Origin of the sequence: uncultured Actinomyces sp. (assembly GCF_963526355.1) — a bacterium.
Lineage (GTDB): Bacteria > Actinomycetota > Actinomycetes > Actinomycetales > Actinomycetaceae > Actinomyces.
Window position 1 is genome coordinate 1 of the sequence record NZ_CAUROW010000087.1, and the last position, 7,780, is coordinate 7,780.

General features: G+C 69.8%; 8 protein-coding genes. 5 read left to right on the top strand and 3 right to left on the bottom strand.

Features of this window, described 5'->3' with window-relative positions; translation table 11 throughout:
- Together RWR81_RS11370 and RWR81_RS11375 are read right to left on the bottom strand one after the other, a co-directional pair.
- The coding region (locus RWR81_RS11370; RefSeq protein ID WP_399498432.1) for an ABC transporter ATP-binding protein at window positions 1-686 on the bottom strand (686 nt) is incomplete at its 3' end.
- Complete coding sequence (locus tag RWR81_RS11375) at window positions 683-1,207, bottom strand: PadR family transcriptional regulator (RefSeq protein ID WP_314457859.1); 525 nt, start codon at window positions 1,205-1,207, stop codon at window positions 683-685. The genes RWR81_RS11375 and RWR81_RS11370, both read right to left, overlap by 4 nt.
- A 192-nt stretch (window positions 1,208-1,399) precedes the next feature.
- On the opposite strand from RWR81_RS11375, the gene RWR81_RS11380 reads away from it, so the two are divergent.
- From RWR81_RS11380 to fepB, 5 genes are all read left to right on the top strand, one after another.
- Window positions 1,400-2,905 (top strand): serine hydrolase domain-containing protein, encoded by a 1,506-nt coding sequence (locus RWR81_RS11380; RefSeq protein WP_314457861.1) that lies wholly within the window; start codon window positions 1,400-1,402, stop codon window positions 2,903-2,905.
- A 212-nt stretch (window positions 2,906-3,117) separates the two neighbouring features.
- Window positions 3,118-4,179 carry an iron chelate uptake ABC transporter family permease subunit gene (locus RWR81_RS11385; protein ID WP_314457862.1) on the top strand — a complete coding sequence of 354 codons (1,062 nt, stop codon included), beginning with the start codon at window positions 3,118-3,120 and terminating at the stop codon, window positions 4,177-4,179.
- Complete coding sequence (locus RWR81_RS11390; RefSeq protein ID WP_314457863.1) at window positions 4,176-5,291, top strand: iron chelate uptake ABC transporter family permease subunit; 1,116 nt, start codon at window positions 4,176-4,178, stop codon at window positions 5,289-5,291. The genes RWR81_RS11385 and RWR81_RS11390 overlap by 4 nt, the downstream gene beginning before the upstream one ends.
- Window positions 5,288-6,211 carry an ABC transporter ATP-binding protein gene (locus RWR81_RS11395; RefSeq protein ID WP_314457864.1) on the top strand — a complete coding sequence of 308 codons (924 nt, stop codon included), beginning with the start codon at window positions 5,288-5,290 and terminating at the stop codon, window positions 6,209-6,211. Before RWR81_RS11390 ends, RWR81_RS11395 begins: the two co-directional genes overlap by 4 nt.
- Window positions 6,212-6,228: 17 nt before the next feature.
- Window positions 6,229-7,308 (top strand): Fe2+-enterobactin ABC transporter substrate-binding protein, encoded by a 1,080-nt coding sequence (gene fepB / locus RWR81_RS11400; protein WP_314457866.1) that lies wholly within the window; start codon window positions 6,229-6,231, stop codon window positions 7,306-7,308.
- Window positions 7,309-7,402: 94 nt separating this feature from the next.
- Here fepB and RWR81_RS11405 read toward each other — a convergent pair.
- The coding region (locus RWR81_RS11405) for a ClbS/DfsB family four-helix bundle protein (protein ID WP_314457868.1) at window positions 7,403-7,780 on the bottom strand (378 nt) is incomplete at its 5' end.

Here is a 7,780-nt window from a genome sequence, read left to right on the forward strand (position 1 = left end):
ACCTCCATGGTCCGCTCGGCGGCCAGGGAGTCCAGGGAGCCGGTGGGCTCGTCGGCGAAGAGGATGCGCGGGTTGGTCACCAGCGCCCGTGCAACGGCGGCCCGCTGGGCCTGTCCGCCCGAGAGCTGGCCGGGCCGCTTGTCCATGTGCTCGCTCAGTCCCAGCTCTTCCAGGGCCTCGTGGGCCTGGGTCAGTGCCTTCCTGCGCGGGCTCCCGGCCAGGAGCAGGGGGATGGTGACGTTGTCCAGGGCGGTCAGGTCCGGCAGGAGCTGGCCGAACTGGAAGATGAAGCCGAACTCGCTCAGGCGCAGGCGGCTGCGGGCGGCCTCGTCGAGTGCCGCGATGTCCACAGTGGTCTCGCCGGAGGCGCTTGCCTCGATGCCCCCGGCCGCACCGCCGCCGTGGTAGCTGACGCTGCCGGCGTCGGGCACGAGCACGCCGGCCATGACGTGCAGAAGGGTGGACTTGCCTGAGCCCGACGGTCCGGTGACGGCCAGGACCTCTCCGGCCGAAAGGTCCAGGTCGACGCCGCGCAGCGCGTGAGTCTGCCCGAAGCTCATCTCCAGGCCCTGGGTGCGCATGATGACCTCGCCCGGGCGCTGTGCCGCGCGCGCTCGGACCGTGGGGTCGACGTCGGTGGATGCGTGGGTGGTGTTGCTGGTGGAGGTGCTGGCTGCGGTGCTCATGAGCGGACCTCCGCCCTCAGTTCGCCCAGGCGGGCCGTGGTGGTCTCCATCCAGCGCAGGTCGGCCTCGATGTGGAACAGCGCGTGGTCGGCCAGCAGCACCGTGCGCAGGTCGCCGTCCTGCTTGAGCCGGGTCAGCTCGCGCATCCGCGCCATGTGCTCGGCGCGCTGGAGGTCGAGGAGGTGCTCGGCGTCGTCGTCGAGCATGAGGGCGATGATGGTCTTGGCGAAGATATCGGCCTGGACGTCGCCGGCCGGGGGGACGGGGGTCAGCAGCCACTGCTCGACGGCCTGACGGCCGGATGACGTGATCTTGTAGCGCTTGCGCTCCGGACCGCCGCCGGGATCGGCCTCGATCTGGGTGATGAGCCCGTCGCGCACGAGGCGGGCGAGGGTGGCATAGACCTGGCCGAAGGCCAACGGCTTGGAGGTGGCGAACCAGTGGTCCCAGGAGTGCTTGAGATCGTAGCCGTGACCCGGCCCGGCACTGAGCAGGCCAAGAAGAGTGAGTCTGGATTCCATGGCCGCGACTATACGTTGAGTGTATATGCTCGCAGTATACTCCGAGAGAAGGGTCTTTCTGCGCTGGTCGCGCTGTCTTCCTCCGTCTTGGGGAGGAGGGCCGGCTCCTCGCCTCCACCCGGAGGTGGATCGTTCTGCATCCCCGCTCGCGGTCGGTGGCTGCTGCTGGTCGCGAGTTCTACGATGGGGACCATGATCGCTGCCCGCTCTCGTGCGCGTCGTCGCGCGAGGCGCCCTCACCTGCTGCGTTCCCTGCTGTCGTGGCTGGGGCCCGTCGCTGGCGCTCTGCTGGTGCTGATCTCGCTGTCGCTGGTGCCGACGTCGGCGAGCGCCTCCCCCGTCTCGGCTCGGGCCGTCGACGACCCGGCCCTGAGCGCCGTCGACTCCTATGTCGGCCGGGAGGTGGCCAAGACCCATGTCCCGGGGGCCGCACTCGTGATCGTGGACAAGGACGGCACGCTCCTGGAGAGCGCGTACGGCGACCATCCGGGTGTGCACCGTCCCCAGATCATCGGTTCGACATCCAAGTCCTTCACGGCCCTGGCGATCATGCAGTTGGTCGAGGCCGGGAGGGTCGACCTCGACGCACCCGTCTCCACCTACTTGCCCGACGTCGAGGTCGGTGACCGGATCACCGCTCGACGACTGCTCACCCACACCGGCGGATTGGGTGCCGACCAACGCCGCAACGAGCTCTCCGGTCTGGGGGAGCAGGGCGGTTACGAGTACTCCAACGTCGGTTACCAGCTGCTCGGTGAGATCGTGGCCGCGGCCTCGGGCAGCACCTATGAGGACTACCTGCGGGTCCATATTCTCGATCCGTTGGGCATGAAGGACACCTACACCTCCCTGGAGGCCGCGAAGGCCGGTGGTCTCGTTCCCGGTCACCGCAACTGGTTCGGTGTCTTCGTCTCCGAGGAATCGGAGTATCCCGGCCAGGCCGGCTGGGGTGAGGTGCCTGCCGGCTACATCATCTCCAGCGCAGCCGACATGGGGCGCTACCTGCAGATGTACCTGCGGGGCGGAGAGGGGATCATCTCCCGGGCGGGTATTGACACGATGCTCACAGGAACTGCTCCGACCGGGGGCGGTGCCTCCTACGGCATGGGCTGGAACGATGCCGAGGCGCCCGGCTCCGAACCGCTCAAGTCGCACGACGGCCTGGTCGAGAACTATGCCTCCACCATGCTCGTCCTCCCCGAACGCGGGGTTGCGGCGGTCATGCTCATCAATGCCAATGACTTCTTCGTCGCCGATGGGATGTACTCCTCGATCAGTGAGGGGCTTGTGGCCCATCTGACGGGGCGTCCCGGCACGGCCCCCGTCCTGAGCGCATCGCGCTACGTGCGGGGGCACGTCCTTTTCGACGCGGTCCTGCTGGCCGTCGCTCTCGTGGCGCTCGCGCCCGCTCTCATGCTGCCGCGCTGGTGGCGAAGCGGATCGGGCGGCCACACCTTGAGCGGAGGGCGGCACCGACGGGCGCTGCGGGTCGTCTCCTTCCTCCTCCTGCACATCGCCTTCCCGCTGATGCTGTTCTGCCTGCCCTACGTCGCGGGGAGGGCGTGGTTCGCCGTCCGGGCCTATGCCCCCGACCTCCATGCGGTGGTCGTCGGGGCGATCATGGTGTCGGTGGCGGTCGGCCTGGTCAAGGCGCTCGTTCTGCTGCGCCGGCGCATGGTGAGGCCCTCGGCGCCATGAGTCTCGGAGGTGGGCGGCCGCAGGTCCTGCGGTTGCGCAGCGCGTGCTTGAAGCTGGAGCAAAGGTCTCGATGGGCCGGCGGGAGGTCGGGTGGGATGGTGCCGCTCGCCGATTCAATTATCAAATCGACAGGTCAATCTATGTTTGACAGGTGGTCGCCACCTCTTTAAGTTAGACTTGCTTTCGTAAATTGCGGTGTGTTGGGAGAAGCGATGCTGGTGGGCGTTCTCAGTGGCAGGAGCCGTCCCCGGCCGCAGGGCACTGCGACGCGCGATGGCGGCTCGGTCGCTCGCCGGCCCGTCATCCTCCTGGCTGCGGCCGTTCTGTTGGCTCTGTGCATCCTGACCTCCCTGTTCGTCGGCTCCTCCAGGGTCCCCGCCGACCAGGTCGCCCACTACCTGCTCCACCCCGACGCCTCCAACGTCTCCTACAACATCAACGTCCTGCGCGTTGAGCGCAGCATCATCGGCGTGCTCGTGGGGGCCGCCCTCGCGGTGGCCGGCGCGGTCATGCAGGCTGTCACCCGCAACCCTCTGGCCGAGCCCGGGCTGCTCGGCGTCAATGCCGGCGCCTCGTTGGGGATCGTCCTGGGTACCGCTGCGCTCGGCGTGCTCCCGGTCCCCGGCCAGCTGCTCCTGGCGGCCGGCGGCGCCCTGACCGCCACCGCGCTCGTCCAGGTCATCGGGATGATCGGCGGCTCGACCTCCTCACCGGTGCGTCTGGTGCTCATCGGCGTGGCCTTCTCGGCCTTCGCCGGGGCGGTCATCCGCGGCGTCGTGCTGACGATGCCGAACCTGTTCCGCACCTTCATCGACTGGGAGGTCGGCTCCCTGACCCGCGCCGACATCCCCCTGACAGCCATGACGATCCTCGTGGCCCTGGGGACCAGTGCTGCCCTCCTCCTGGCCGGCTCCCTGGACAACATCGCCCTGGGCGATGACGTCGCCGCCTCCCTGGGCACCCGGGTCGGCCTCGTGCGGGGACTGAGCCTGGCGGTCATTACGCTCCTGTGCGCCACCGCCACCACGGTGGCCGGCCCCGTCGGGTTCGTCGGGCTCATGGCGCCTCTGACGGCCTCCTGGCTCATGGGACCCCACCGGGGCTGGATCGTGGCTCTGTGCGCACTGGGCGGCCCCGTCGTCGTCCTGGCCGCCGACGTCCTGGGCCGCGTCCTGGCCCGCCCCGGCGAGATGCAGGTCGGTCTGCTGACGGCCTTCGTCGGCTCGCCCGTCCTGCTGCTCATGGTCCTGCGGCTGAAGGACCGGGCCTCGTGAGGGGAAACGGACTGAACCGTACCGCCGCCCCGGTGCGTCCCGTGGCCACCGGCCCGCGCCGAAGCCTTCACGTGGGGACAGACGCCGGACGCCTGTGGATCGTCGTCGGCCGCTGGTCGGTGCTCATCAGCCCCCGCCACGTCCTCGTCGGCCTCGTCCTGATAGCGCTCGGCCTCGCGGTGGCCGTCGCCGCCCTGCGCCTTGGAAAGTTCACCGTCTCCACTCAGGAGGTCCTCGATGCGCTCCAGGGGCGGGGGCGCAGGATCGTCCAGGTCGTCATCGTCACGTGGAAGCTGCCCCGGATCCTGCTGGGACTCGTGGCGGGCCTGGCCCTGGGCGTGGCCGGCGCCGTCTTCCAGACCATCACCCGTAACCCCCTGGGCTCGCCCGACCTCATCGGCTTCAGCACGGGAGCGCAGACCGGGATCCTGGTCAGCGTCCTGCTCCTGCCCGGATCCATGCTGTCCACCTCCCTGGCGTCCTTCGCCGGCGGGGCAGCTGTAGGGGTGGTGACCTACCTGGTCTCCCTGCGCGGCGGATTCACCGGCCTGCGCTTCATCCTCGTGGGGATCGCCATCAGCTCGATGCTCGTCTCCATCAACCGCTGGCTGCTGGTTCGGGTCGACGACGACGAGGGTCTGGGGGCCCTCAAGGCCATCACCGGCACCCTCGGGGCCGCCCGATGGCCGGTGGTCGCCTCGACCTGCCTGGCCATCGGCGTCACCGTGGCCCTCACCCTGCTGGCCGCCCGCCACCTGCGGGTCCTGTCCCTGGGGGAGCAGGTGGCCACCATCCTGGGCAGCCCCGCCCGCCGTGTCAGCGCCGTCCTCATCCTGCTGGGAACTGTGCTGGTGGCCGTAGTGACGATGGCGGCCGGTCCCATCGGATTCGTGGCCCTCGTGGCGCCCCACCTGGCCCGGCTCCTCACCGGCGCCCCGCAGCCCCCGCTGCTGGTCTCCGGTTTGACGGGCGGCCTCTTGCTGGCGGGTGCCGACCTGCTCAGCCAGCTGGTGCTCGAATCGATGCCCGTGAGTGTGGTGACCAACGCCGTCGGCGGCCTCTACCTCATGGTGGCGCTGACCGTGGCAGCGCGCGGAAGGAGATCCCTGTGACCGACCTGCCCCTCTCCGAGCGGAACGCCGGCGCCGGGCCGGACACCTCCGAGGCCCGACTGGCCGCCCGGGGCGCGACCATCGCCTACGAGCGCCACGTGGTCTCCCGTGACCTCGACGTCGACATCCCCGCCGGCGTCTTCACCGCCATCGTGGGCCCCAACGCTTGCGGAAAGTCCACGCTGCTGCGCGCCCTGGCCCGCCTGCACCGGCCCGCTCGGGGCGCGGTTCTCCTCGACGGCGCCGACATCGCCCGTCTGGGCACCAAGGAGGTGGCCCGCCGGGTCGGCCTGCTGCCCCAGAGCGCCGTCGTGCCGGGCGGCATGCTGGTACGCGACCTCGTGGCCCGCGGTCGCTTCCCCCACCAGGGCCTGTTCCGCCAGTGGTCGCGGCAGGACAGGCGGGCCGTCGAGGAGGCCATGGAGATGGTGGGGGTCACCGAGCTGGCCGCCCGCCCCGTCGACGAGCTCAGTGGTGGCCAGCGCCAACGCGTGTGGATCGCCCTGGCCCTGGCCCAGGGCACCGAGACGATCCTCCTGGACGAGCCCACCACCTTCCTCGACCTGGCCCACCAGGTCGACATCCTCCAGCTGTGCCGTCGCCTCGACGCCGACGGGCGCACGGTGGTGGCCGTCCTGCACGACCTCAACCAGGCCGCGCGCTGCGCCGAGCACATGATCGTCATGCACGACGGCCGGGTCCGTGTCACCGGCTCTCCGCGCAGGATCCTCACCGAGGACCTCATCGAGGAGGTCTTCGGACTGGCGGCCGTCATCGCTCCCGACCCGGTGGCCGGCACCCCTATGGTGGTTCCCCGCCACCTGGGCGCGGTCACGCCGGCAGGCCCCGACCCACAGCCCTCTGCCGAGTCCGCCTCGGCAGGCACCAGCCCGACTGCTCGCTCCCAGAAGGACGGATAAGAAAGGAACACAGACAGATGAACGCATCCACGCGTCGCGCCCGCCGCCTGAGGCAAGGCCTCGTCGCCGTTGCCGCCATGGTGCTGAGCACCGGACTGGCGGCCTGCGGCTCCTCCAACAACTCGACCTCCGCCTCGACCGCCGCAGGCTCCGCGGGGGCCTCGGAGGCCGCCTCGGCCGGAGCCTCCGCCGAGGCCACCTGGCCGGTCACCATCAAGGGGGACGACGGCGTCGACGTCACGCTCACGTCCGAGCCCAAGAGCATCGTGTCCACCTCCGTGACGCTGACCGGATCGCTCCTGGCCATCGATGCCCCGGTGGTCGCCTCGACGCCGGCCAAGAAGAAGGACGAGAAGACCGACGCCAACGGCTTCTTCACCCAGTGGTCCAAGCAGGCCACCGACAAGGGCGTCAAGGCCATCGACGGCACCGAGGACAACCTCGCCCAGACGGTCGCCGGTGACAACCCCGACCTCATCATCGTCGCTAAGACCGGGCAGGACTCGGCTGTCAAGGTGGTCGACAGCCTGCGCCAGCTCGAGGTCCCCGTCCTCGTTATCGACTACGGCTCGCACTCCTGGCAGGACGTGACCAAGACCCTGGGGCAGGCCACCGGACGCCAGGCCAAGGCCGACTCCGTCGTCAAGGACTACACCACCAGGGCGGAGAAGGCCAAGAGCGCCATCTCGGTCCCGCAGGGGTCGACCTCGGTCTTCACCGTCCCCGGGGACGGCACCAAGGGCGCCAACGCCTTCACCGACGAGGCCCCGCAGGTCCAGCTCCTCAAGGACCTGGGCTTCACCATCGCCACCGTCCCCGACGACGTCAAGGGCGACCAGTCCATGGGCGAGCGCAAGGACATCATCCAGCTCTCGCCGGAGAACGTCCAGGCGGGGCTGACCGGTGAGAACTGGGTGGTCATCGCCGCCGATGAGACCGCCAAGACCGCCGTCACCAGCAACGAGACCTTCAGCTCGGCCGCCCCGGTGACCGGAGGCAAGGTGCAGTACATGCCGCCCTCGTCCTTCCGGCTGGACTACTACTCCGCCCTCGAGATGCTCGACGCCGTCCAGAAGGCCTACCCCAAGGCCTCCTGAGCCGACCTGATCCGGACAGAGACGGGGTTGCCCCGGGCCGATCGCCCGGGGCAACCCCGTCTCTGAGTCCTTTCCGGATGAGTGGCGGAAGTGCTCAACCGCGCTTCCAGGCGCGGATCTTGGTGCGGAAGGAGGTGAAGGGCGCCACCGTGTTGATGTGCACCCACCTGGCCACCGGCCAGGCCGACGGTGTCGAGGAGGCCCACGCCCGCTGTCCGGAGTCGAAGAGCTCTTCCTGGCTCAGCGATGCCACGAGGGCGACAACGCCGTCGACCCTCTCCCGAAAGGCCTCCTGAAGCTGGGGCAGCGAGGCGTCGTGCCATCGCTCGTAGAAGGTGCTGTAGAGGTCGCCGAGCCGGTTCCACCGGTAGCCGGGTGCGGGCGTGACCACCTCGCACCCCGCTCGCTCGTCCCGCTCCCAGCCCAGCAGCAGGTCCATCCACCCCAGCTGGTAGGCGAGCATCTGCGCCGG